Here is a 24736-nt window from a genome sequence, read left to right as displayed (position 1 = left end):
AATAAAACTTAAGGTAAGTTAATTTTTTTAAAAATTGGCTATCACGGTTTTATTACGGCCCGTTTCCTTCGCGTGATAGAGCGCTTTGTCAGCGCATTTATATACTTGATCGATATCATCGCTATGCTGTGGCCAAGTAGCGATACCAATAGATACATTTATATAGCCTACTTTTGCCATTGATGTGGTGGCTACTTGGTTACGTAAACGCTCAGCGATAACAAACGCACTATCATTATTTTCGTTAGGTAATACCAGTAAAAACTCTTCTCCACCAGTGCGTGACACAATATCATGCTTGCGCGATAACGATTGTATAATACGAGTAAGGGTTTTTAGTACTTCATCACCCGTATCATGGCCAAATGTATCATTAACCTGTTTAAAGAAGTCGATATCAATTTCAAGCACTGCAAACGGGATCTGCTTATCCATCAAATTTTCAAGCAATATGTTTAAACCCCGCCGGTTATGCGCGCCGGTTAGCAGATCGGTAAGTGCATCTTGACGTAATTGTCCCATTTGCGATTGCAAAACATGAATCCCTTCTAACATCGCGTGTTTAAGCTGGTTACTTTCGAAGTACCAAGACTTAATACTTTTAAGATGATCTACGTTTTTCTTATCGGTCGATAAATTAGCGCTATCGGCTAACAGTCTTAATGGCTTAGCAATATAGTGAGCTAGCATAGCAATTAATAAAAAAGTAATGATTACTATGGGCAACATTCGCTTAAGCACCTGCCCTTGAAAAGTATCAAGCGTAGCAAGGGTTGCCGCTTCACTTCGCTGGGCAACAATCCCCCAATTAGCAAGTCCTACGTGGGAAAACCCGGCCAGCATAGCCACTCCTTGGCTATTTATAACTCGAGTGAATCCATCTTCACCTTGCAAAACTCGCTCTATAACTGGGTTATTAAATACTTGCTTGCCAATGCGCTTAGAATCAGGGTGATAAAGTAAGGTTTTATTATCAGCGACCACATAAAAGTACGCCCCGCCATCGTAACTATGTTGTTTTAACAAAGCATTTAAAATACTCTGCTGCTCTAAATAGAAGCTACCGCCAATATAACCATAATAATTCCCTGCCAGATCAAACAGAGGATAGGAGACAACAATAATTAAATTATTAGCCAGCGAAATATAAGGCAGACTAACCTGCGGCTGCTGCGATTTAAGAGCCTGCTTAGAATGGACTGAATTAACCGTTTTATTAATAATATTTAAAGACACAGGTGAGGCTGCTTTAACAACACCTTGCATGTTAATTGCCACCGAATTAAAGCTATGCGTCTGATTTAAAAGCCGGTCGGTTTCAGCTTGGAGTAACTCAGTGTTGGTAATATCTTCAGCAATAATACTGGCTGAAAACTCAAGTTGCTGCATTGCTGCTGTTAAAAAGTGCTCAGTTGCTGAGGCTAACTTACTAGCAAATACATGATTACTTTGCAGGGTATCTTCTATTACCCGTTCTTTTTGGACTTGATAACTAATATATAAACCACTAAACAAAATAGCAGCTGCAGCGGGCATAGCTAACAAAAGAATTAATTGCCTAAGTTTAAAAGTAAATGGTAATCGAAAACGCAACTTAATATCATCCTAAGCAAATAAAAACGACTGCTATGCACTGCATACATCATTAATATAATACATAAATAGAACTAAGTGACCTAATTTTTGTGATTTTAAGGATGATTAAATCATACGATTTATATTTGCTGGGTTTTGCAGTTAAGCTCAATAATAGTTAAGCTGCATGCACTTTATTTTTATTTAGCCTTGAGGTGTGTGTTGCTAAATAAGTACTTGTTATCGTCTTCTCTTTTTTTAATCGGATGTTTCATGCCAATAAAATCTTCTTTTGCCGATTCTGCGCTGTCACTTAAGCAGCAACTAGGGCAAAAGCTTATGCTCGATTTACGCTATTTTTGTCAGCAAGGCAGTAGCCAACGCTGCAGAACGCCATTAACTGAATTGCCCGATGAATTAGCAAAAGCAATTAGCCGTTATGATATTGGCGGGGTGATTTTATTTTCTGAAAACACCCAAAACATAGAACAAATTATTAACCTTAATCAGCAGCTACAACAAGCTGCATCTAAATCTAAGTCAGGCCTACCACTGTTTATTTCTATTGACCAAGAAGGCGGACGCGTAGCTCGTTTACCTCGCGATGTGGCCACCTCATTTACCGGTAATATGTCAATTGGCGCAACTTACCCTGAGCACGGTACTTATTTCGCAACCCAAACGGCAAATATACTGGCCACTGAACTCTCAGTGCTTGGCATTAATGTAAATTATGCGCCAACGGTTGATGTAAATATGAACCCTGACAATCCAGTTATTAATGTACGCTCTTTTAGTGAAAGCCCTGATGAAGTTGCGGCAATGGGTGCAGCACAAGTTATTGAGTTTGAAAAAAACGGTATAATTAGCGCTATAAAACACTTTCCAGGACATGGCGATACCAATGTAGATAGCCATACAGGCTTACCTAAAGTGATGCATTCAAAAGAAGTCATTTACGCTCAAGATTTAGCGCCGTTTAAACAGATTATTGAGCAGCATAGTCCTGGGATGATAATGACCGCGCATATTCAATACCCTGAGCTTGATAGCAGTACATTAACCAATGTAGACGGTAAGCAAATGATTAAACCCGCGACCATGTCGCGTAAAATCATGACCGATATCCTTCGCGATGAACTGAACTATCAAGGCGTAGTGGTAACCGATGCACTGGATATGGCTGGTATTAGCCATTTTTTCAGCCCTACACAAGCAGTTGTAAACACTTTTGCAGCTGGAGTTGATATTGCGCTAATGCCAATAGAAATTAGAACGCCTGAGGATATAAATAAACTCGATGCGCTCATTGACTCTTTAGTCAGTGCTGTTAAAACAAAGCAACTAGACGCAGACGAAATTGCCCATTCGACGCAGCGAATTACCTCACTTAAACATCAATTTAAATTAAACGCTTTACCTAACCCCATTAATGCATTGGCAAATGCCAAACACATTATTGGTAATAAAGCACATCGTGAATTAGAAGCATATCTGGCATTAGCGGCAATTACCCAAATAAGAAATAACAATAATACTTTGCCGCTTAAACTTGGCGCTGATAAGCATATTCATATTATTATGCCTGACACCCGCAAGTGCATGGCAATGCAACAAGCAATTAGTGCGTTAAGTTCACAACCACTCAGTTTTAGTTGCAGCAGCTTACAGGGCTTTGATCCAGGTGAAGCGCGGCGCAACATAAACCAAGCAAGTATTGTTATTGCTGGCAATGCAACGCCGAACCAAAGTGCAGTGGAAATTGGCGGTATGGATGACTTAGCCGATAACCCAAACTTTGCCTTAAATAACGCAGAGCAACCTAAAGCGCTTGAGTCATTACTAAAAATGGCTAAACAACACACTCCCACGGTATTTATTAGTTTACGTGCACCGTATGACATTGCGCAATTTGGTCACTATGCTGATGCAGTGCTTGCCTCATACGCCTATAATATTGATGTAGATAAAAACGATCTGGTGTCTGGGCCTGCTTTTACTGCACTGGCAAAAGTATTATTTGGCCAAGCCCCAGCCAAAGGCCAATTACCGGTAACAATTAAACAATCGAAGAGCCATTAATATGAAACTTAATTGTGATTTAGGCGAGAGCTTTGGTGCATGGCAAATGGGCCTTGATAACGACGTTATGCCCCATATTGATATGGCAAATATTGCTTGTGGCTTTCATGCTGGTGATGCGAGTGTAATCGCGCATACCCTAAAGCTAGCTAAACAACATAATGTTATGATTGGCGCTCATCCAAGCTACCCTGATAAACAAGGGTTTGGTAGGCGCTCAATGAGTATGAGTGTGGCTGAGCTCACTCAATGTTTGCACTATCAAATAGCCGCCCTTGATGGCATGGCAAAAGTACAAGGGCAAACCCTTAGCTATGTAAAACCCCATGGTGCGTTATATAACGACATGATGACAAACCAGCAACTACTCACCACTGTTATGGGTGCAGTTGCCAGTTACCCTGCAAACTTAAAGTTAATGATACTCGCCACAGCCGATGCCAAGCTACATCAAACAATGGCTCGCCACCTTGGGCTCACACTGATATTAGAAGCGTTCGCAGACAGGCAGTACACTGACCAAGGGCACTTAGTATCACGAAATATAGCCGGCAGTGTGCATAACAAAGACGCATTATTAGCTCAGGTTAAGCAGCTTTTAGCCAGTAACAGTGTGACTACTCAATCTGGAAAATCGTTGAAACTGGTTGCTGACAGCATTTGTGTGCATGGCGATAATCCCCAAGGCATTGCAATTATTGAAGAGATAAAAGCGCTTTGTTCAACCAATAACTAAAGCCGTACACAGATTAAGCTGTAAACCCCCTTTACAGCTTTTGCTTTCTTTTACCACCTGCATTCATTGGTAGTTTTAAATGCGAGCTTCGTCGCATCTGACTATAAATTATCCCTCCACTACCCTATAAATAGATTAGTGATTTAAAACAGGGATAAACAATGAAAACGCTTTTAGCTATGAGCCTTATACTAGGTAGCAGCCACTTGGCCGTTGCCAATACCGATACATTGCAACTTCAAGATATATTCAACTTAGAATATGCCAACCAAATAGATATTACTGACGACGGTAAAACAGTGTATTTTGTCCGCAACCGCATGGATATTAAAACCGATCGCAAAGTCGGTAATATTTGGTCTGTTGATTACAACACTGAACAACTACAGCCCTTAACATCAGGTGTATTTATGGACTACTCGCCTGTGTTGTCACCCGATGGACAGCGCCTTGCGTTTATCTCTAACAGAGATGGCAGTAATCAAATATACATGAAGTGGCTTAAAACGGGTGCTGTGGCAAAAATTAGTAATCTTACTAATGCACCTCGCTCAATCACCTGGTCACCTAATTCTAAACAACTGGTGTTTAGTATGTTTGTTCCTGAAATAAGCTCACCACCAGTCAGTTTACCAGGTAAACCTAAAGGCGCTAGCTGGGCAGACCCTGCTAAATTTATTGACGATGTTTACTACCGTGCAGATGGCAGAGGCTATAGTCAAAAAGGATTTAATCAGCTATTTACTCTTAATGCGAATGGCGGCAATGCACAACAACTCACTAACGATAACTTTGATTATAATGGCGGTGTAAGCTTTAGTAAAAACGGCGAATTACTTTATTTCTCAGCCAATAGACACGCTGAAAATGCACTCAAGCCAACCAATAGTGAAGTGTACCAGCTTAATTTAAACACGTTAGAGATCATCGCACTGACCGACCGTAATGGACCAGATCAACAACCTCAGGTCTCACCTAACGGTCAGTACCTTGCTTATACTGGCTACGATGACAAGCGCACTAACTATGAAAATACTCAGCTTTATATTCGTGATTTAAAAACCGGTGATACCCAAAGTCTGACTAGCGATTTCGATCGCAGCGTTGGCCAAATACAATGGAGCGCAAATTCAAAAGGCCTCTATTTTAGCTATGCCGATGAAGGCCAAACCGCACTCGCTTATCAACCTCGAAGTGGTAAACGTAAGGTGATTACCGAACAAATAGGTAGCGTAGCGTTTGGCCGCCCTTATTCTGGTGGTGATTTTGATATTAGTGAAAATGGTGACATTGCGTTTACACTGGCTGATACCCAGCGCCCTGCTGATGTAGCTACAATAAAGAGAGGTACAGTAAAGCGTTTAACCGATTTAAACTCAGATGCACTACAAACTAAACAGCTCGCCAAGGTTGAAGAGTTATGGTTAAAATCAAGCCATGATGAGTTACCAATACAAGGCTGGGTTGTTTACCCGCCGGGTTTTGATAAATCAAAAAAATACCCACTGGTGCTTGAAATTCACGGTGGCCCTGTTGCTAACTATGGCCCTCACTTTAGTGCCGAAGTACAACTATTTGCCGCTAAAGGAAATGTCGTTTTATACATGAATCCGCGAGGCAGTGACTCGTACGGTAAAGAGTTTGCACAAACCATTCACCATAATTATCCAAGCAATGATTACGATGATTTAATGACAGGTGTTGACGCGCTAATTGATAAAGGTTTTATTGATGAGTCTAAGCTGTTCGTTACCGGTGGCTCCGGCGGTGGTGTATTAACCGCATGGATTGTAGGCCATACAGATCGCTTTGCTGCAGCTGTTGTTGCTAAGCCTGTGATTAATTGGATCAGCTTTGTACTAACTGCCGACTTCTATCCATTTTTTGCCGATTATTGGTTTCCGGGCAAACCTTGGGACCACATTGAGCATTACATGAAGCGCTCACCAATCAGTTATGTTGGCAATGTTAAAACCCCAACTATGTTACTGACTGGTGAAGCAGACTACCGTACGCCAATTTCAGAAACAGAGCAGTTTTATCAAGCCTTAAAATTACAAGGGGTTGATACCGCGATGGTCCGCATTCCAAACGCTTCACATGGTATAACTGCCCGTCCATCAAATTTAATGACCAAAGTGGCTTACATTCAATGGTGGTTTGATAAGCATTCGAAGTAAAACGTAGAGTTATGAGTGACGAGCTATATAAGCTCGTTGCTCGAAGCTCACAGCTCACAGCTCACAGCTCACAGCTCACAGCTCACAGCTCACAAGTGTAAACCCCCTTTACAGCAATAATGTGAGTAATCCCTTACATACTTAAGCTAAATATCGGACTTAGCTTCAAATTGAGTTGGTAAAAATTCGGTTTATACTAACTCAGCTCCTCTGAGTTAGTAAAAATTCGGTTTGAGTCACTGTTTATAAGCCCTCAGTTAGTAAAAAAATGTTTTATAAGCAGCAACAGTTAGTAAAAAATCGGTTTATTACCTTCCAAACCCCGGTTAAAAATCTTTAAATTAAGCGTTTAAGTGACCAAATTAAGGATTAGAAAGGCAAATCGACCCTTTATAATGAAGATAATGGCTGTTTTTAACCTGGTTAGTTAAAACCTGATCTGCTTTTTAAGTAGCTAGTTAAATCGTGATCTGCTTTTAGTAGCTTAGGGTCTGTTGACCTTTGCGGATTAAAATTCGTTCAAACTAGGGGCGGTTTAATCGCGGCGCGAGGTTTGTAACCTAGTGGGCTAAGTAAAAACCGAGCAAAGCTTCCGCGTCCTGCTCACGCCCCTTACCTACATCCATGTAGGCAACAAAGAGTAAATCGCCCCTAGGCAGAACCCTTTGGGAAACGCCTGTTTGGCATTGATGCTGCGTTATCGCCTATTTATGGGGAAGAACCACACCACATAGGCTTTGCCTTGCCTAACTACCAAACAGACTGCTGCAAATTTAACCTTGAAAGGTCAACAGACCCTAGTTAAAATCTGATCTATATGTGGTAAAAAGCGGGTAATTTATTGTGCTTACCCGTGTCAAAGCGTAATCAACATAAAGCCCTCACAGCCGAGCATCAACATCCTTTAAAATTATTTATACTTTTAAGCTGCACTGCAGTGAAAACTCTCACTAGCCAAATAGCTAGTAAAATACTGATCTATTAAATTTTGCTTTTATGCAGGCATAAAAAAAGGGCCTTGCGGCCCTTAAGTAACACTATCTAGTGGAATTAAAATTGGTTCATAGTGTTAGCTTCACCACCGGCTTTAAGTGCATTCTCACCAGAGAAGTACTCTTTGTGCGTATCGCCAATGTTAGAGCCTGCAAGGTCTTGATGCTTAACTGACGCTTGCTCACGACGGATTTCTTGACGTTGTACGTCACGTACATAAGCCAGCATACCTAAGTCACCGAAGTAACCTTCAGATAGAATATCTGTGCTTAGTGCCGCTGTATGGTACGTTGGCAATGTGATTAGATGATGGAAAATACCTGCTTCACGTGCGCCATCGCGTTGGAAGTTTTGTACTAATAAGTCTGCAGCTGCTGCAAGCTCTGTTGCATCCATTTCTGGAGCCATAAGCGCTTTGTTGTCATCAATACTTGGGTAAGCGCTAAGGTCACGACCTGCTTCTTGCCACTCTTGGTATACTTGCTCACGGAACTTAAGCGTCCAGTTGAACGACGGTGAGTTGTTGTATACTAATTTAGCATCTGGAACTTGTTCTTTAACGCGATTTACCAGCTCTGCAATTTGTTTTACGTGTGGTTTTTCTGTTTCAATCCACAGTAAATCAGCGCCTGACTGTAAGCTAGTTACACAATCTAGTACTACGCGGTCTTTTTCAGTGCCTTCGCGGAACTGATATAAACCGTTATCTAGGCGTGTAGGCTTACAAAGTTGGCCATTAAGCTTCATTGCCGTTTCGCCTTCATTTAAATCTTCAACGCTGTTTACCGGTGTTGTTTCTAAAAATGCATTGTATTGGCTTGCTAAGTCACCTGGTTTTTGTGAAACCGGTACTTTTTGCGTTAGGCTTGCACCTAGAGAATCGGTACGCGCAACGATAATACCGTTATCAATACCTAGCTCTAGAAACGCGTAACGTACTGCGTTAATTTTAGCTAAAAAGTCTTCATGAGGAACGGTAACTTTACCTGCTTGGTGACCACATTGCTTAGCATCTGATACTTGGTTTTCGATTTGGATAGCACAAGCACCCGCTTCAATCATCTTTTTAGCAAGTAGATAAGTCGCTTCTTCGTTACCAAAACCTGCATCAATATCAGCAATGATTGGTACAACGTGCGTTTCAAAGTTATCAATTTTATTAAGCACGGCTTGAACGTCGCCGCCGTTTGCTTTTGCATCGTCTAGCTCGTTAAATAAATGGTCAAGTTCACGTGCATCAGCTTGCTTTAAGAAGGTGTAGATTTCTTCGATAAGTGCTGGTACTGATGTTTTTTCGTGCATGCTTTGATCTGGAAGTGGGCCAAACTCAGAGCGAAGCGCTGCAACCATCCAACCGCTTAGGTATACGTAACTGCGTTTAGTTGTTTTTTGGTGACGCTTGATTGCCATCATCATTTGTTGCGCAGTAAAACCATGCCAACAACCTAAAGACTGTGTGTACTGGCTTGTGTCTTTGTCGTATGCAGCCATGTCTTCACGCATAATGTCAGCAGTAAATTGTGCAATATCAACACCAGAGCGAAAACGATTTTGTAAACGCATGCGAGTTGCGTATTCAGGATTAATAGTTTTCCATGCACTGCCTTGTGATTGGCATAGTGTTGCTAGTGTATCTGTTTCGCCTTGATATGTTGTCATAATAAAGTCCTTCGAACGGGTATTAATATTTATTGTTGAGAGAGTGACTACATCGCGTTAGCTCTGTAGCGCTTAATTAAACATTAGGCTTATTTTTTAGATTTAGTAAATTTATAGTTGTTATTACGGCTATACATATAGTGAATGGTCAAAAAGCACTCAAAGCGACTTTTTTGCGATATGGTAAGTGTACGCATATAAAAAATGCACTCTGTCGGACCGTTTAAGGATTTTAATTATGAGCCACACTCTCACCCACTCTGGACTCAGCGTTGATAAGCAACTAGCTGAATTTGTTAAAAAACAACTATTACCAGGTACTCATCTAGACGAACACCAGTTTTGGAAAAGCTTTGCTCATATAGTGCAAACACTTACTCCGCTGAACAAGTCACTACTCGCTAAACGTGAACAATTACAAAAGCAGATTGATGACTACCATGTAGCTAATAAAAACGTTGATCAAGCCCAGTACCAAGCCTTTTTAAAAGACATTGGTTATTTAGTTGATGAACCTGAAAACTTTAATATTGAAACCCAAAATGTAGAGCCAGAAATAGCGTTGACTGCAGGGCCACAGTTAGTAGTTCCAGTTAGTAATGCCCGCTTTGCTTTAAATGCTGCCAATGCACGCTGGGGTTCACTATACGATGCACTATACGGTACAGACGTACTCAGTGAGGAAGATGGTGCAGAGAAAGGGACTCAATACAACCCAGTGCGCGGCTTTAAAGTAATGGCCTACGCCAGACAATTTTTAGATAAGGCGCTACCCCTTGAAAATGGCTCGCACATCGAAAGTACTAATTATTCAATCGTGGATGGCGCACTTGCAATTACATTACGCGACAGCTCGCACACTACACTTAAAAACCCTGAACAACTCGTTGGCTATCAAGGTGAGGCACAAAACCCAAGTGTTATTTTACTTAAAAACAATGGATTACATGTTGAGCTGCAAATAGATCATCACCACCCTATTGGCCAAGCTGATAAAGCTGGGCTAAAAGATGTGGTACTTGAAGCAGCGCTGACCACCATTATGGACTGTGAAGACTCAGTTGCCGCAGTTGATGCCGAAGATAAAGTGCAAGTTTACATAAACTGGTTGGGCCTAATGCAGGGCAACTTGGTTGAAACGTTTAGAAAAGGCGACAAAATGGTCGACCGTACGTTACAAGCCGATCGCCAATATACAGGCCTTGATGGCCAAAAACTGACCCTAAAAGGGCGCAGTATGATGTTTGTGCGTAACGTTGGGCATTTAATGACAAACCCTGCTATTACCGATGTAAGTGGTAATGATGTGTTTGAAGGAATTATGGATGCCATGTTCACCGCAACAGCCGCACTGCACGATTTAAACACTAAAAATGCCATTCAAAACTCAACCGCGCGAAGTATTAATATTGTAAAGCCAAAAATGCATGGCCCTGATGAAGTAGCATTTGCTAACACTTTATTTGGCATGGTTGAAGAGGCGCTGAGCTTGCCTAAAAACACCCTAAAAATGGGTATTATGGACGAGGAGCGTCGTACATCTGCTAACTTAAAAGCCTGTATTCATGCTGCTAAAGAGCGTGTTGTATTTATTAACACCGGCTTTTTAGACCGCACCGGTGATGAAATTCATACCTCTATGCAAGCGGGTGTGGTACTGCCTAAAGCGGCTATTAAAGCACAGCCTTGGATCAGCGCTTATGAAGATCGTAACGTTGATATTGGCCTAGCTTGTGGCTTAAGCCATAAAGCGCAAATTGGTAAAGGTATGTGGGCAATGCCCGATAAAATGGCGATGATGATGGAGCAAAAAATAGCGCATCCTCAATCAGGTGCTAATACGGCTTGGGTGCCCTCCCCTACCGCCGCCACATTGCACGCAATGCATTACCATGATGTGGATGTATTTAGCCTGCAGCAAAGCATTGCCACGCGCCAAATAGCAAGCCTAGAAAGCTTATTAACACCCCCGCTAATGGCAAACCCAGAAACGCTATCAAAAGAAGATATTCAAAGTGAGCTTGAAAATAACGCGCAAGGTATTTTAGGTTACGTTGTACGTTGGATTGATCAAGGAATAGGCTGTTCTAAAGTGCCTGACATTAACCATATTGGCTTAATGGAAGATAGAGCTACTCTACGTATCTCAAGCCAGCATATTGCCAACTGGCTGCATCATGGCGTGTGCAGTAATGAGCAAGTACAAAAAGTGATGGCAAAAATGGCTAAGGTTGTTGATGGCCAAAATGAACATGACAGCCTTTACATTCCCATGGCAACTAATGAGCAAACACTGGCTAATAGCATTGCCTACCAAGCGGCTTTGGCACTAGTATTTGAAGGCGTTAGCCAACCTAGCGGTTATACTGAGCCGCTACTGCATAGCTACCGCTTAAAATATAAAGCACAGCACCATAACCTAGCTGAATAGCTGACATTTATTTAACACTAAAAAAGCGCGTTTTGCCTACACAAAACGCGCTTTTTGTTTTATTAAGCGGCAAAATAGCTAAAATTCGCCTAGTTAAAACTAAGAATTAATTTTTAATGGTCGCGTTGTGATAAACATTTTGTACGTCATCGCAATCTTCAAGCATATTGATAAATTTATCAAAGTTGGCAATGACTTCTTCATCTGTAATTTCAACATGTACTTGTGGAACGAAGGTAATTTCATCAACTTCAAAGTTAATGCCTTCAAATGCTTCTTCTAATGCCGTTTTAGCTTTAAAGTACTCAGTATGCGGTGCAAATACCGACACCTTGCCATCTTCGGCTTCTACATCAGTCACATCAACGTCAGCCATCATCAGCGCTTCTAACACGACTTCATCGTCGTCACCTGCAAACCCCAAAACAGCAAGGTGATCAAACATATGTGCTACACACCCAGGTGTGCCGATTTTTGAATCTGTTTTAGTAAACGGTAAGCGCACGTCTTTAATAGTACGATTAGGGTTATCGGTTAAACAGTCAACAATCACCATGCAATTACCCGGGCCGTAGCCTTCGTACCGTGCAGTTGAGTAATCTTCCCCTGCCCCGCCGGCTGCTTTTTCAATTGCTTTTTCGATTACGTGCGCAGGAACTTGGTCTTTTTTGGCTTTTTCAATTAAGCGGCGCAATGTTTGATTTACATCGGGGTCGGGTTCACCACTTTTGGCTGCAACGTAAATTTCTTTACCATACTTTGAATTTACTTTAGTTTTTGCGTTGGCGGTTTTAGCCATCGAACTTTTGCGGACTTCAAATGCTCTGCCCATCTTGTGCCTCTATTGAATACGTTCTGTTTTTGATATTTTACCAATTCAAAGCGTATTGGGCTAGTGGTTCAACATGCTATGCTGTGCAAAAGCAGTTGAGTATTAATTTAAATAATACCCGTTATGCTATTAGCGAAATCAAATAAAGCGCAATTTAACATAATTAGGGTCTGTTAACCTTTGCGGATTGCTATTTGTTCAAACTAGGGGCTATTTAATCGCGGCGCAAGGTTTGTAACCTAGTGGACTAAGTCAAAACCGAGCAAAGCTTCCGCGTCCTGCTCACGCCCCTTACCTACATCCATGTAGGCAACAAAGAGTAAATCGCCCCACATAGGCTCTGCCTTGCCTAAATACCAAACAGACTGCTGCAAATTCAACCTTGAAAGGTCAACAGACCCCAATCTTTTCAGCGTAACTTTCAACTAACGACACTAATTCATCAAACCCATGAATAACAAAGTCGGCTTGCTCAGCATACGCGGGGGTTAAATCGGGGGCATATAAACAGGCTCGCATTTTTGCATTATGGGCCGCTTGTATGTCATATAAATAATCACCAACGTAAATAACATTATCAACTGGCATTGCCCATTGGCTTGCAATCGTTAGTAAGGCACTTGGATCGGGTTTAGCAGGAGCGTCGGTTCGGGTGAGTACCGTTTCGATTGGCAACGGATTATGCTGAAGTTTCAATGAAGCCGCTTTATCAAAATTACGCGTTACAATAGCCATGGGGATATTCTTTGCTTGCAGAGCATTGACAGCTTCAACAACACCAGGTAAAAAACTCGCGTTTTGTGCGTCAAGTAGCTCATGCTGATGCACTATATTCATTGCTTCTTCACGCATATAGGGCGAGGGTAATTGTTCTATATACTCGAGTAGGTCTTGATCTGCTGGGCAACCTACTTGTGCCTTAATTAATGAAAAGTTTAATTCTGATGATACTAAGGTTCCGTCTAAATCAAAAATAACACCTTTGATTGCCTCAATTTGCGTTTTCATTTCATTCCTTGTGCTAACTAGTTTGCGGATTTGCTTTACATTAAAAATGTATATCAATTGACAATTACAAAAAACTTAATCCATTACGCTCTGAGTATAGCTCATTTGATACACATTAGTTCGGTTTGTATGATTCTGTTATGTTGGTTTTACGATGAAGTAAGTTAACGCGATCAGCTAACCTAACAGTATAAAAATGCGCACCTAAGAAAAGATGCGCAGTGGGTTAGTTAGTTTCAAATCGTGCTTCAAGCCATGTATCGTCTTGACTAAAGTTTAACGTTTTTACTTTTCCTCGCCCCTCAACATTTACCATATTGACTTGCGCAGGCCATAAATCGCGCAGTGCGCCATTACTCATTCTAATGCCTTCAATCTCATCGGGGATCGTCGCTTCTTGGTATACCCAAAAGAACTTACCATCCACTTGTGCACCTACATAATTAAGCGTAAGTGGTTCACCCTCTAAGGTTTGCAAAGCAACATGAGACTCAACATATTTAGCAAAGCGTTTTTGGTCACGCTTGTTATCAATAATATCCACCTTGCCTTTAAATAAACTGCCAACAGCATGCTCTGTGTCATGTAAGTAAAAACGATGCATCAATTCAATATTGTGCGTGCGCTGATTAAATAACATCGTTGTAACAGATGATTTTAATTGATGCGCCATACTCGGCGCAGCAATTAAAAAGCAAACAATAATAAGCAAAAAGCGCATTATTATTGATCCTCGTCGTTATTTTTTTCGTCTTTTGGCTCGTCTTTTTTCAGCTCAGTTTTAATATCTTGCATGATATCGCGGCTTACTTTTGCCTTACTCTTTTCACGTTTGTACACTTCAATACGTGAAGGAATAATACGACGAGGGTAGTGATTATTTTCTACATTCACATCTGCCGTTTCCCAGCCTGGATCGACCGTTACTGATGTCAGCGGTTTGTTTTTGTCGGTAATAATCAGCTTTTGTACATTTTTGTGGTTACGACGCCAAATTTCTGCGGGAATGTAACGCTCTTCTTTAGTGCCATCTTCATAAGTTAACTCTAAAAGAATCGGCATCACTAGGCCGCCTAAATTTGAAAACTCCATAACATAGTAGTTTTTATCTTCTTCTAGTGCGCGATCGAGTGTTTTACGCTCCCACGGTTTTAAACCTTTTAAAAATTTGTTGTACGAATGACGTTCTTTATTGGTAACCGTAAAGCGATCGTTTTCGTCATAAAAATCGGTTACATCTGGATTTTTCTCTACCCAGGTTTTTTTACCTTCAGCACGATTACGCTCAACAAATAATGAACTTGGCTTATTCGCTTCAATATCACGTAAACGATTAAAGTCGATATCAGGGTTTTTTGTGTCTAACCGTAATTGATATACTTTATCAAGCGAGATATCAACATGGTCTGTAGTGTAAAACCAACCACGCCAGAACCAATCTAAATCAACGCCTGACGCTTCTTCCATAGTACGGAAAAAATCAGCTGGAGTAGGGCGCTTATATTTCCAGCGCTGTGCATACTCTTTAAACGCAAAATCAAATAATTCACGACCTAAAATAACTTCACGTAAAATATTTAATGCTGCAGCTGGTTTAGTGTAGGCATTAGGGCCTAAACGAAGCACACTGTCTGATTGCGTCATAATAGGCACTTGAGTTTCAGACTTCATGTACGCCACAATATCACGTGGCTCAACACCCCAAGGAATGGTTGGATCCCATTCACGCCCAGCAACACCATCTAAAAAGCTATTTAAACCTTCATCCATCCAGGTCCACTGACGCTCATCTGAGTTTACAATCATAGGGAAATAAATATGCCCCACTTCGTGGATAACAACCCCGATTAAAAAGCGCTTTTCTGCTTGAGAATAAGTACGTGTGCCATCGTCTTGTAAATCTGTACGTGGACCATTAAAGGTGATCATTGGGTATTCCATACCCCCTACTGGGCCATTAACTGACTGTGCAGTTGGGTATGGGTAATCAAATGAATATTTTGAATACACTTCCATGGTATGCACCACAGATTCCGTTGAATATTTCTTCCATAAATCGCCACCTTCTTTAGGGAAAAACGACATCGCCATAACCAGTGGTTGCTCATTCCCCCCTTGTTGGTAACCTTTAGCATCCCACATAAATTTACGTGACGACGCCCATGCAAAATCACGAACATTTTCAGCTTTAAAGTGCCACGTTTTTGTTTTGTCTGTACCGGCTTTTTCGTTTTCGAGCGCTTCTTCTTCAGTAACTACAAATACAGGACGTTTTGCTGTTTCAGCTTTTTTTAAACGCTTGCGCTGAGTACTAGTTAAAACAGAGCTTGGGTTATCAAGCTTACCGGTTGCCGATACAATATGATCTGCAGGAACCGTAATTTCAACGTCGTAGTCGCCAAATTCTAAGGTGAATTCACCACTGCCTAAAAATGGCTTGTTGGTCCATGCTTCGTAATCAGTATACGCAGCTAAACGAGGGAACCACTGTGCCACTAAGAAAATATCGTTACCGTCTTCTTCAAAGTGCTCATAACCTGCACGTGCACCTACCGCATCTTCTTCAACGAGGTTAAACACAAAGTCCATGCTAAACTCAACATCTTTACCGGGCTTTAGTGGCGTGTTTAAGTCTATACGCATTAGAGTATCAACAACCGTTACACGCAGTGCTTTACCATCTTCATCTTTAACATTGCTAATGGTGTAACCTAGCTCATTGTCGTTCATAAACTGCTGACGACGTAAATCACCTAAACTTAATTTAGCAGGCTTGGCATCAGGCTCGTTTTGTAGGGTACTTTTAAAAGTTTGCGTGGTTTCTGCTATCGAGTCATTTTTAAAAATGTTTTGGTCAAGTTGAAGCCATAAATATTTAAGCGTATGCGGTGAGTTATTTTTATATTCAATTGTTTGACTCCCCGTTAAACGACGCTTTTGCTCATCAAGCTTTACATCAATATCGTAATCAACCTGTTGTTGCCAGTAATTTTCTGCTGGTGCACCTGCGGCACTGCGGTAAACATTAGGGGTAGGCAAAGCTTCGTCTAGTTGACGAAACTTATCAACATAACTGCCTTTAGTCTGTTCAACAGATGAGGCTATCACAGAGCTCGCCATTGCCAAAGGCAATACAAATGCACTCAATGTAAATAAATTTTTCTTCATTGTTAATCCTGATCGATTTTAGTGACGCTACTGTGACAAATTTACAGCTAAGCTTCAATAAAATAGCGATAAAACCCTACTTTTATAGGGTGATATTCCATACCTTTATGTAAATATAAAAAACACGGTTTTACACAACAACATTTAACTAAATTGTTTAGCAATTTACATAAAAAACTAAGCTGTAAAGGGGGTTTACAAAATAGGCTGAGTATCACTAAAAGTAGAGATAAAATGAAAAAACACAGCTATTTTCATTAAAAATACTAAAAAACGCAGTTTTAGGTTGATCTTTACTATGGTTTGTAATTAGAATCGCCCACTTTTTTAATTTGAGGGTACTTTTTTAGTGTTTCTCTCAAATATTTTTTGTTCTAACTAGTCGTATTAAGTGTGGTGAGTTTATGGATTTTTATGTCCTAAAAAAGCAGCAAAAACTAATTGCAATACCAGCAGACGTGCAAAATTGTAAGCAGTATATTAACTCAGGCTACCTGTATATTGATAAAGTGGCTGCTTGTAATGAAACAAACGCACTAGCAGTATTACAGGCCAAAAAAGCAAAAGCATTAAAGTGGCCTTTAACAATTGCGCTTGCTGCTTTGCCGGTTATTTTTATTGCTTGGTATACTTTAACCTAAAGCGATACTTGCATCTTTAATTGCCTTGGGTATATTGGCGCTCTTATGGTTTTTTAAGAGCGCAAAATGAAAGTTCTTCACACTTCAGACTGGCACTTAGGTCAGCAATTTTATGAACATGATCGCCGTCATGAACATCATGCTTTTTTCTCTTGGTTATTAACCACCCTCGTTAGCCAACAAATCGATTTATTGCTTGTTGCGGGCGATATTTATCATACCGCCACCCCCAGTGCTAGCGCCGAAAACCAACTCTATCAATTTATAAAAAATGCCAAAGCACAGTGCCCACAATTACATGTGATCATAATTGCCGGCAATCATGACTCAGCTAATCGTATTTTGGCTGCTCAGCCCTTATTAGCCCAGTTTGATACCCATGTTGTAGGCCGGTTTGATCCCGCCAATCCCAATGACGTGGTAATAACAATTAATAATAACGACAAACACGCTGTAGTAATCGCTATGCCGTTTTTACGAACCAGCGATATAAGTACGTTTAGCCAGAACGAGGATGGCCCTAGTTACGCACAAGGCGTTGCTAAAGCTTACCAACTAGCATTTGAACATGCATTAACGCTTACCGATGAAAGTACGCCTTTAATTGTTATGGGTCACTTGCATGCCAAAGGTGGAAATATTTCTGGTGATTCTGAGCGTAACTTAGTCATTGGCGGTGAAGAAGCCATTTCGGCGTCGGTATTTGGTTCAAAAGCCAATTACGTAGCGCTAGGGCATTTACACAAAGCGCAGTTAGTGGCTAAAAATGAGCATATTCGCTACAGCGGTACGCCTATTCCAATGTCGTTTTCAGAAAGGAAATACACCCATCAAGTCAATGTGGTTAAGTTTAACGTACAAAAAGACCAACCGCTAAGCACCACTGTAAACCCCCTTTACATTCCTCGACTCGCTGAAGTGATTGTACTTCCCGAGGGGGAGTGCGTCCCTTTAGCCAAGCTATGCGAGCAAATAAAAGCACTCGATACACAACAGTATGAAATAGCGCCGTACTTACGAGTAAAGCTAAAATCCAGTGATATTGACACCACTTTTCGTGAGCAAATTGAGCAAGCACTAAAAGGCAAACAGGTTAACTTTTGCGGTATAGAACGGATACGCGATCAGCAAGTGAATAATTCTTCAGAAACGGTATTTGAGGATTTAAGCTTTGTGGAAATGCTCAACCCAATTAATTTGCTCGAACAAGCCTTTAATAACGACAAAGATATGGCTGGCGAAACTGTTCCCAATGAATTAAAAGCACTATTAACCAACGTTATTGATGAACTTGAACAGGAGCTGCTACTATGAAAATAACCGCCGTGCGTATTCATAACTTAGCCTCCATTGCTGATGCCGAAATCGACTTTTTAGCATCCCCACTCAAAGACGCAGGTTTATTTGCCATTACAGGTGACACCGGCGCGGGAAAAAGTACCGTACTTGATGCCATTTGTTTAGCGCTTTATACGAAAACTGCTCGTTTGAAAGGCGACAAAGGTAACCTAATTGATTTTAACGGCGACAACATAAAGCTTAACGATGCCCGCAATTTATTGCGCCGTGGGAAATGGGAAGGCTATGCGGAAGTGGACTTTAGCGGGCAAGATCAGCAACTTTATAGAGCACGCTACAGTATTCAACGCACGCATAAAAAAGTAACCGGCAAACTAAAAGTGGCAGAGCATACTTTGCATAGCTTACCTGATGAAAGCTTAATTGCCGACAAAAGCAACACCATCAAAGCCATTGAAAATAAAATAGGCCTCACTTTTGAGCAATTCTCCCGTGCAGTGCTACTAGCACAACATGAGTTTGCCGCCTTTTTAAAAGCCACCGGCGATGAGCGCGCACAACTTTTAGAGTGCCTTACTGGCACCGATAAATTTAGTCGAATTGGCCAACGTATATTTGAGCGTAATAAAGCAGTTAAAGATAAATTTGAATTACTAACAGCCAGCTTAGCCAGTTATGCGTTATTGTCTGATGAAGAGCTAAGTGAGAAAAAACAAACTCTTGATGAACTTAAAAAACAAACTGAACACATAAAAACAACGTTGGCCAGCACAGAGCAGGGTGTTAATTGGTATAAACAAGCACACAGTTTAGAGCAAGCATTAATAGCGGCTCAACAAAACGAGCAACAAGCAAGTGATGCACTAAATGCGGTTAAAGCACAAACTGAGCAAGCAAAACAAGCACAAAGTGCGCTTGAAATTAAAGATAATCGCCAACGCTTTAAAAGCTTAACGGTGCAAAACAGCCAGTTAAATTCGCAAATAAAGGAATTAAACGCGCTGGATCATGCCGCGCTTATTAATGAACAAGCAAGTAAGGTTAAAAAACAACAAAGCGAATTAGCAACAGCAAAACAACAACAACAAACAGCTGAACCAGTCATAACAAAAGCACGTGAGCTCGACAGTCAATTAGCTATTTTTACCCAAAGTATAACAAGCCTGACACAACAAAAAGCCAAAGAGCAGCAACAACTAAACGAGTTACAACAGCAGCTACAACAAAATAATCTCAGCGTGGAGCAGGCAACAACACAAAGCACTCACCATCAGCATTGGTTACAAGAAAACAATCAACTAAAGCCATTGGCCACTGATTGGAACTATTTTAGTCACAGCTTTAAGCAGTTTTTTAATACCACAACGCAATTAAAAACACTCGAGCAACAAAAGCAAACTATTACTTTGCAGCTAAGCACTCTCGCTACCAAGCTCAACGAGCAAAATAAACAGTTAGAACATGCAGAGCATGCACTAAGCACTGAACAACAAAATCTAAATAAGCTCACCCAACAGCAAGAGCAATTCAATATTGAGCAGTGTGATAATCAGCTTAAAAATATTGATTATTTAAAAGAGCAACGAGCGCGTTATAAGCAATTTAATCAAGAACTAAAGCACACAGTGCAGCAACAAAGTACTACAGCAGAAAAGCTAACTCAGAGTGAACAAACTAACATCACACTGCGTGAGCAATTAAGCAGAAAAGAGCAAGCACTTAAACACGCCGAGCAATCGCTTAATCAAGCACGGCTGCGTGCGAGTGAACATGTTGAACATTTACGCGCACAACTACTGCCTAATGAGGCATGTGCGGTTTGTGGAGCCACTGAGCACCCGTTTGCAAACAATCAAAGCCAACCTTTTAATAACTTAATAACCGACTTTGAAAATACTTATACTGGCGCTAAGCAGCAGCACTTAGATGCACAAACCCAGCTACATCAACATCAAACGCAGCATGCGGTTTTAGTCACAGAGCATAAGCAGCAAAGCCAAGCGATTGCTGATGCCCAAGCCAAAATGTTAGACATTAAAAACACCATGCAAGCGGCTAAAACAGATCTTAATGACTTGAGCGTTGAGCAGCTTGATGACACCCATAAACAATTAAGCGAGCAAAAAGCGCAGTACTTTTCAGCACAAAAACAACAAAACCAGTTGCAAGAAACGGTTAACCAACTGCAAAACACGGCTAAAAAAGAACAGACTGCTCAGCAACAATTAAATACCCAGCATGTTGAACTGAACAATCAGCTCACCATGCTTAATAATAAGCACCAGGAATTGCTCAGCCAACGCGAAGCACTTATAAGTGAGCTGAATTCTCATTTTGAAAACAGTCAATTTTGGCAAACATTGCAAACCGGCGCGTTAACGCTAAGCGAGCTAGGTGAGCAAGTAGAGCAGTATCAACATCAGCAACTACAACTTGAGCAAACTCAAAAGCAATTAGACAGCGCTAATTTACAGCTGCAGCAACTAACTCCCCTTATTACTAAAGCTGAGCAGCAAATTAGCACGCTCAACGACGATTTAACTAAAGCACAGCAACAACACAACAATACTCAGCAACAGCGCTTAGCGTTATTCGATAACCAAACGATTAGCGCTGATGATTATCAGGTTCAGCTGAATAGGCAAGTAGAGCAGTGCCAGAGTGAATTAAATCAGAGTCAACAGGCACACGATAGCGCCGTAAAACAGCGCGATGAGCACGCTATTACGCTTAAAAACCTTGAGCAGCGCTTCGCCGATAACAGCCAAGAGCTAGCCACACTTGAAACACGCTATAGTGCTTGGTTTGAAGAATTTAGCGCGCTTTATGCTGATATTAGCCATCAGCAAATCGAGGTGCTACTGGCTATAAGTAATGACGATATTAAAGAGCAGCTAAAGCATAGCGAGCAGTTATCTCAAGCATTAGTTGATGCTCGTGCCGCGCTAAAACAACAGCAAAATACCAATGAGCAGCATCAGCAAAATAATAAGCCAGCAAACAGCGAAGCACAGTTAATTGAGCAACAAACTCAATTAACTGTGCAGCAAACACAATTACAAAATAACTTACTTACGATTAATACTGCCATCGAGCAGCACAACCAAAATGCAAAAGCTCTTGAGGGCAAGCAGGCTGAGCTAAGCAAACTTAAACAACAAGTAGAACAATGGCATTTACTTAATAAAGTGCTCGGTGATGCAACCGGCAAAACAATGCGTAATTTAGCGCAAACACAAACACTAAAAATATTGCTACATTATGCTAATAGCCATTTAAAAACGCTGAATAAGCGTTACGAACTCACAGCAATAGCTGATTCACTTGATATAGCGATTATTGACCGCGATATGGCCGATGAACAACGTTCTGTAAACACACTCTCTGGGGGAGAATCGTTTTTAGTATCGTTGGCACTTGCATTAGGGCTGGCCTCTTTATCTTCAAACAAAGTGCAAATTAACTCGTTATTTGTTGACGAAGGCTTTGGTACACTAGATAGTGAAACACTTAGTATTGCAATGGACGCGCTAGATTCACTGCAAGCGCAAGGTAGAAAGGTCGGTGTGATTTCACATGTAAGTGAAATGAGCGAACGCGTTGCAACGCAAATTCATGTCGCTAAAAAACCGGGTGGATACTCCACCATAAACGTAATTTAAGGAAATAGTATGCCCACTTTTACAGGCGAAGAAGCACAAGAGTATGATAACCGTATTACCCGTTTAGTCCCAGGTTACGAGCTATTACATCAACTAACCAACGCACAGCTAAGCGCTACGTTAACTGATAACGCCCAAATTTTAGTGGTAGGCGCAGGCACAGGTAAAGAAATCGCAGCGCTGGCGAATATTAATTCTACATGGCAGTTTACCGCTCAAGATACCTCGGCCGACATGTTAGCCATTGCTAAGCAACGCTTTATAGAGCAAGGTATTGATGCACGTATCAGCATTGAGTGCCAACCAGTAGATAAATTAAAAGTTAAAGCCGACGCGGTATTATGTTTATTGGTGATGCATTTTGTTGAAGATAACGGCGATAAAAAGCAGTTATTAAAGGGGATTAAAAATAATCTTAAAAAATCTGCACCAGTATTTATTGCTGATTTAATGCGCCCAGAAACCACGTTTGAACGAGAGGCACAACTTAATACATGCAAAGAGCTTGGCCTTAGTGAAGCAGGAAAAACGCAAATGGCACATAACTTAGAGCGTGAGTTTTACCCGCTTGATCGGATGCGTTTTAGTGAGTTACTTAATGAATGTGGCTTTGGCATTCCAAAACTGTACTTTAAAGCACTTGGTTTTAGTGGGTACGTGGTATAAATTTTTTGCAAAAAAAAAAGCTAATATCGTATTGATATTAGCTTTATCGCTTAACGTTAGTTTAGCGTGGTGAGTGCGCTATAAAGCCCACTCCCTTTAAATTAGATGCAAACGATGTTTTCAGCTTGCGGGCCTTTTTGACCTTGAGTTACGCTAAACTGTACTTTTTGGCCTTCAGCTAAAGTTTTGAAACCGTCGCCTGAAATTGCACTGAAATGTGCGAAAACGTCTGGGCCAGACTCTTGCTCAATAAAACCAAAACCTTTAGCTTCGTTGAAAAATTTTACAGTACCAGTAGTTGTATTAGACATAATAATATCCTAAAAAAATAAATAAAAAATTGCCTTAAAATAGGCGTTTAACAGGAAGAAAACAAACATTTAACTTGAGGATATCGCGAAGGATTATTACTAATAACAACGTGGTACTTACAAATAAACTGGGCTTTCTATCAACCCGATGGCAAGCAGAATAACAGCAATACAGTTTATAACAAGCTTTATTTATACTTTATTTTTATATACAACTGTAAAGCCTCTCATAATAGGCTTTACAGCGTCCTCGGCTTAACTTTTTAAACTTCGTGTTAAAACGTAACCTGTTAAAAGTGCAAATTACGCGCTCTTACAATATCTTTCATTACAATGGTTGAGGTTAAACGTTGTACACCAGGTAGGGCTGATAGCTTGTCATCGTAGAGTTGCTGAAACGCGGCTAAATCTTTAGTAACGACATGTAACAGGTAATCAGGTGTACCGAATAGCCGCTGAGCATTGGTGATCTGAGGAATAGCATCCACTGCTTGCTCTAATTTGCTTAACGACACTTTATCGCCCTCTTTAATAGTAATAAATACTAACGCAGAAAAGTTTAAACCCACTTTCTCAGGTGATATTTCGGTGCGGTAACCCACAATTGCTTTGCTTTTCTCAAGCTCTTTAACACGGCGGTGACAGGGCGACACGCTTAGCCCAACACGATCAGCCAATTCAGAGAGGGTAAGTCTGCCATCGACTTGTAATTCAGCAAGAATTTTCCTATCCATGGTATCCATAGTTGATTATTTCCTAAAATGAACGCTTATATTAGTAAAATACAGTAACTTTTACTCATCAGAAAGAAATAAAATAGTTACTCACTTATTTTAGGTTATAGCGCTATGGATATTAATATTATTTTTTCTTTTTGGCTGGTATCAATTTTGTTTGTTCTCACCCCTGGTGCAGATTGGGCTTATACAATTAGCGCAGGAATAGCAGGCGATAAAATTGTTCCTGCGGTGTCAGGGTTAATACTTGGGCATTTAATGGCCAGTTTAATTGTGGTGGTAGGGTTAGGTGCGCTATTAGCATCGCATGCTATTTTTATAAAGCTGTTAACCTTGTTCGGCGCTTTATACATAATTTGGATTGCCGTATCACTATACCGATTTCCTCCCATGCCTGCAGCCTATAACGATGGCCAACAACACACCTCAGACACGCCTCTAAAGTGGATGAGAAAGGGCTTTATCATTAGTGGTTTAAACCCTAAAGTAATGCTGTTATTTTTAGCCTTGTTACCACAGTTTGTGTTGCCAACTTTATCGTTTTCTATCACTGAACAATTGCTGGTACTGAGTGTAATTCATTTAGTAGGCTGTGCGTTGGTGTATTGGTTAATAGGGATAAGTGCCAGAAAAATCCTTAGTAACAATCCTGCATTGTCGCTTAAGTTTGGGCGTGCATCGGCATGTGTACTGTTTATTTTGGGCTCACTAATGCTAGTTGATAGCGCACAAAAACTAACTCACGTCGTGTAACAG

17 protein-coding genes are annotated in these 24736 nt (G+C 40.9%); 9 read left to right on the top strand and 8 right to left on the bottom strand.

What is annotated here, in order from left to right; translation table 11 throughout:
• Window positions 1-27: 27 nt before the first annotated feature.
• Window positions 28-1545: a sensor domain-containing diguanylate cyclase gene (locus QL989_RS10670; RefSeq protein WP_290170407.1), complete on the bottom strand. Its 1518-nt coding sequence runs from the start codon at window positions 1543-1545 to the stop codon at window positions 28-30.
• 303 nt (window positions 1546-1848) lie between these two features.
• Here QL989_RS10670 and QL989_RS10665 point away from each other — a divergent pair, with 303 nt between their 5' ends.
• The 3 genes from QL989_RS10665 (at window position 1849) to QL989_RS10655 (ending at window position 6573) form a co-directional block, all read left to right on the top strand.
• Window positions 1849-3657, top strand: a complete 1809-nt coding sequence (locus QL989_RS10665; RefSeq protein ID WP_290170405.1) for a glycoside hydrolase family 3 N-terminal domain-containing protein — start codon at window positions 1849-1851, stop codon at window positions 3655-3657.
• 1 nt (window position 3658) lies between these two features.
• On the top strand, window positions 3659-4393 hold the full coding sequence (locus QL989_RS10660; RefSeq protein ID WP_290170403.1) for a 5-oxoprolinase subunit PxpA: 735 nt from the start codon (window positions 3659-3661) through the stop codon (window positions 4391-4393).
• A 161-nt stretch (window positions 4394-4554) separates the two neighbouring features.
• Window positions 4555-6573 (top strand): S9 family peptidase, encoded by a 2019-nt coding sequence (locus QL989_RS10655; RefSeq protein WP_290170401.1) that lies wholly within the window; start codon window positions 4555-4557, stop codon window positions 6571-6573.
• 1050 nt (window positions 6574-7623) lie between these two features.
• Here QL989_RS10655 and QL989_RS10650 read toward each other — a convergent pair.
• Complete coding sequence (locus tag QL989_RS10650; protein ID WP_008110760.1) at window positions 7624-9225, bottom strand: isocitrate lyase; 1602 nt, start codon at window positions 9223-9225, stop codon at window positions 7624-7626.
• Window positions 9226-9463: 238 nt separating this feature from the next.
• On the opposite strand from QL989_RS10650, the gene QL989_RS10645 reads away from it, so the two are divergent.
• Window positions 9464-11656 (top strand): malate synthase G, encoded by a 2193-nt coding sequence (locus QL989_RS10645; protein WP_290170398.1) that lies wholly within the window; start codon window positions 9464-9466, stop codon window positions 11654-11656.
• Between the two features lie 106 nt (window positions 11657-11762).
• Here QL989_RS10645 and QL989_RS10640 read toward each other — a convergent pair whose 3' ends face one another.
• The 4 genes from QL989_RS10640 to QL989_RS10625 form a co-directional block, all read right to left on the bottom strand.
• Window positions 11763-12488 carry a YebC/PmpR family DNA-binding transcriptional regulator gene (locus QL989_RS10640; protein WP_010388706.1) on the bottom strand — a complete coding sequence of 242 codons (726 nt, stop codon included), beginning with the start codon at window positions 12486-12488 and terminating at the stop codon, window positions 11763-11765.
• Window positions 12489-12878: 390 nt separating this feature from the next.
• Complete coding sequence (locus tag QL989_RS10635) at window positions 12879-13496, bottom strand: HAD family hydrolase (protein WP_138606455.1); 618 nt, start codon at window positions 13494-13496, stop codon at window positions 12879-12881.
• A gap of 226 nt (window positions 13497-13722) precedes the next feature.
• Complete coding sequence (locus QL989_RS10630; protein ID WP_138606453.1) at window positions 13723-14217, bottom strand: DUF6702 family protein; 495 nt, start codon at window positions 14215-14217, stop codon at window positions 13723-13725.
• Window positions 14218-14219: 2 nt separating this feature from the next.
• Window positions 14220-16664 (bottom strand): M1 family metallopeptidase, encoded by a 2445-nt coding sequence (locus QL989_RS10625; protein ID WP_290170395.1) that lies wholly within the window; start codon window positions 16662-16664, stop codon window positions 14220-14222.
• A 404-nt stretch (window positions 16665-17068) separates the two neighbouring features.
• Here QL989_RS10625 and QL989_RS10620 point away from each other — a divergent pair, with 404 nt between their 5' ends.
• From QL989_RS10620 to QL989_RS10605, 4 genes are all read left to right on the top strand, one after another.
• Entirely contained in the window at window positions 17069-17305 is a 237-nt protein-coding gene (locus QL989_RS10620) for a hypothetical protein (RefSeq protein ID WP_010388711.1), read from the top strand.
• A 66-nt stretch (window positions 17306-17371) separates the two neighbouring features.
• Window positions 17372-18619 (top strand): exonuclease SbcCD subunit D C-terminal domain-containing protein, encoded by a 1248-nt coding sequence (locus tag QL989_RS10615; RefSeq protein WP_290170392.1) that lies wholly within the window; start codon window positions 17372-17374, stop codon window positions 18617-18619.
• Entirely contained in the window at window positions 18616-22266 is a 3651-nt protein-coding gene (locus QL989_RS10610; protein ID WP_290170390.1) for an SbcC/MukB-like Walker B domain-containing protein, read from the top strand. The genes QL989_RS10615 and QL989_RS10610 overlap by 4 nt, the downstream gene beginning before the upstream one ends.
• A gap of 9 nt (window positions 22267-22275) precedes the next feature.
• On the top strand, window positions 22276-22932 hold the full coding sequence (locus QL989_RS10605) for a class I SAM-dependent methyltransferase (RefSeq protein ID WP_290170388.1): 657 nt from the start codon (window positions 22276-22278) through the stop codon (window positions 22930-22932).
• A gap of 101 nt (window positions 22933-23033) precedes the next feature.
• Here the strand turns inward: QL989_RS10605 and QL989_RS10600 are convergent, their stop codons facing one another.
• Both QL989_RS10600 and QL989_RS10595 read right to left on the bottom strand, forming a co-directional pair.
• On the bottom strand, window positions 23034-23243 hold the full coding sequence (locus QL989_RS10600) for a cold-shock protein (protein ID WP_008110773.1): 210 nt from the start codon (window positions 23241-23243) through the stop codon (window positions 23034-23036).
• A 290-nt stretch (window positions 23244-23533) separates the two neighbouring features.
• On the bottom strand, window positions 23534-23977 hold the full coding sequence (locus QL989_RS10595) for an Lrp/AsnC family transcriptional regulator (RefSeq protein WP_226916194.1): 444 nt from the start codon (window positions 23975-23977) through the stop codon (window positions 23534-23536).
• Between the two features lie 114 nt (window positions 23978-24091).
• On the opposite strand from QL989_RS10595, the gene QL989_RS10590 reads away from it, so the two are divergent.
• The gene (locus tag QL989_RS10590; protein ID WP_054201493.1) at window positions 24092-24733 is read left to right on the top strand and encodes a LysE family translocator; all 642 of its coding nucleotides are present in this window, start codon (window positions 24092-24094) and stop codon (window positions 24731-24733) included.
• The last annotated feature ends 3 nt before the right edge of the window (window positions 24734-24736 follow it).

The organism is Pseudoalteromonas sp. APC 3224, assembly GCF_030407535.1.
GTDB lineage: Bacteria > Pseudomonadota > Gammaproteobacteria > Enterobacterales > Alteromonadaceae > Pseudoalteromonas.
Note: the sequence above shows the minus strand (reverse complement) of the source record. Positions and strands in the feature narration are given on the sequence as shown.

Coding starts and splice junctions, on each gene's coding strand:
- QL989_RS10635 (WP_138606455.1), bottom strand. CDS start 13,496: ATGAAAACGCAAATTGAGGCAATCAAAGGTGTTATTTTTGATTTAGAC.
- QL989_RS10630 (WP_138606453.1), bottom strand. CDS start 14,217: ATGCGCTTTTTGCTTATTATTGTTTGCTTTTTAATTGCTGCGCCGAGT.
- QL989_RS10665 (WP_290170405.1), top strand. CDS start 1,849: ATGCCAATAAAATCTTCTTTTGCCGATTCTGCGCTGTCACTTAAGCAG.
- QL989_RS10595 (WP_226916194.1), bottom strand. CDS start 23,977: ATGGATAGGAAAATTCTTGCTGAATTACAAGTCGATGGCAGACTTACC.
- QL989_RS10640 (WP_010388706.1), bottom strand. CDS start 12,488: ATGGGCAGAGCATTTGAAGTCCGCAAAAGTTCGATGGCTAAAACCGCC.
- QL989_RS10600 (WP_008110773.1), bottom strand. CDS start 23,243: ATGTCTAATACAACTACTGGTACTGTAAAATTTTTCAACGAAGCTAAA.
- QL989_RS10620 (WP_010388711.1), top strand. CDS start 17,069: ATGGATTTTTATGTCCTAAAAAAGCAGCAAAAACTAATTGCAATACCA.
- QL989_RS10625 (WP_290170395.1), bottom strand. CDS start 16,664: ATGAAGAAAAATTTATTTACATTGAGTGCATTTGTATTGCCTTTGGCA.
- QL989_RS10610 (WP_290170390.1), top strand. CDS start 18,616: ATGAAAATAACCGCCGTGCGTATTCATAACTTAGCCTCCATTGCTGAT.
- QL989_RS10590 (WP_054201493.1), top strand. CDS start 24,092: ATGGATATTAATATTATTTTTTCTTTTTGGCTGGTATCAATTTTGTTT.
- QL989_RS10660 (WP_290170403.1), top strand. CDS start 3,659: ATGAAACTTAATTGTGATTTAGGCGAGAGCTTTGGTGCATGGCAAATG.
- QL989_RS10615 (WP_290170392.1), top strand. CDS start 17,372: ATGAAAGTTCTTCACACTTCAGACTGGCACTTAGGTCAGCAATTTTAT.
- QL989_RS10655 (WP_290170401.1), top strand. CDS start 4,555: ATGAAAACGCTTTTAGCTATGAGCCTTATACTAGGTAGCAGCCACTTG.
- QL989_RS10650 (WP_008110760.1), bottom strand. CDS start 9,225: ATGACAACATATCAAGGCGAAACAGATACACTAGCAACACTATGCCAA.
- QL989_RS10645 (WP_290170398.1), top strand. CDS start 9,464: ATGAGCCACACTCTCACCCACTCTGGACTCAGCGTTGATAAGCAACTA.
- QL989_RS10605 (WP_290170388.1), top strand. CDS start 22,276: ATGCCCACTTTTACAGGCGAAGAAGCACAAGAGTATGATAACCGTATT.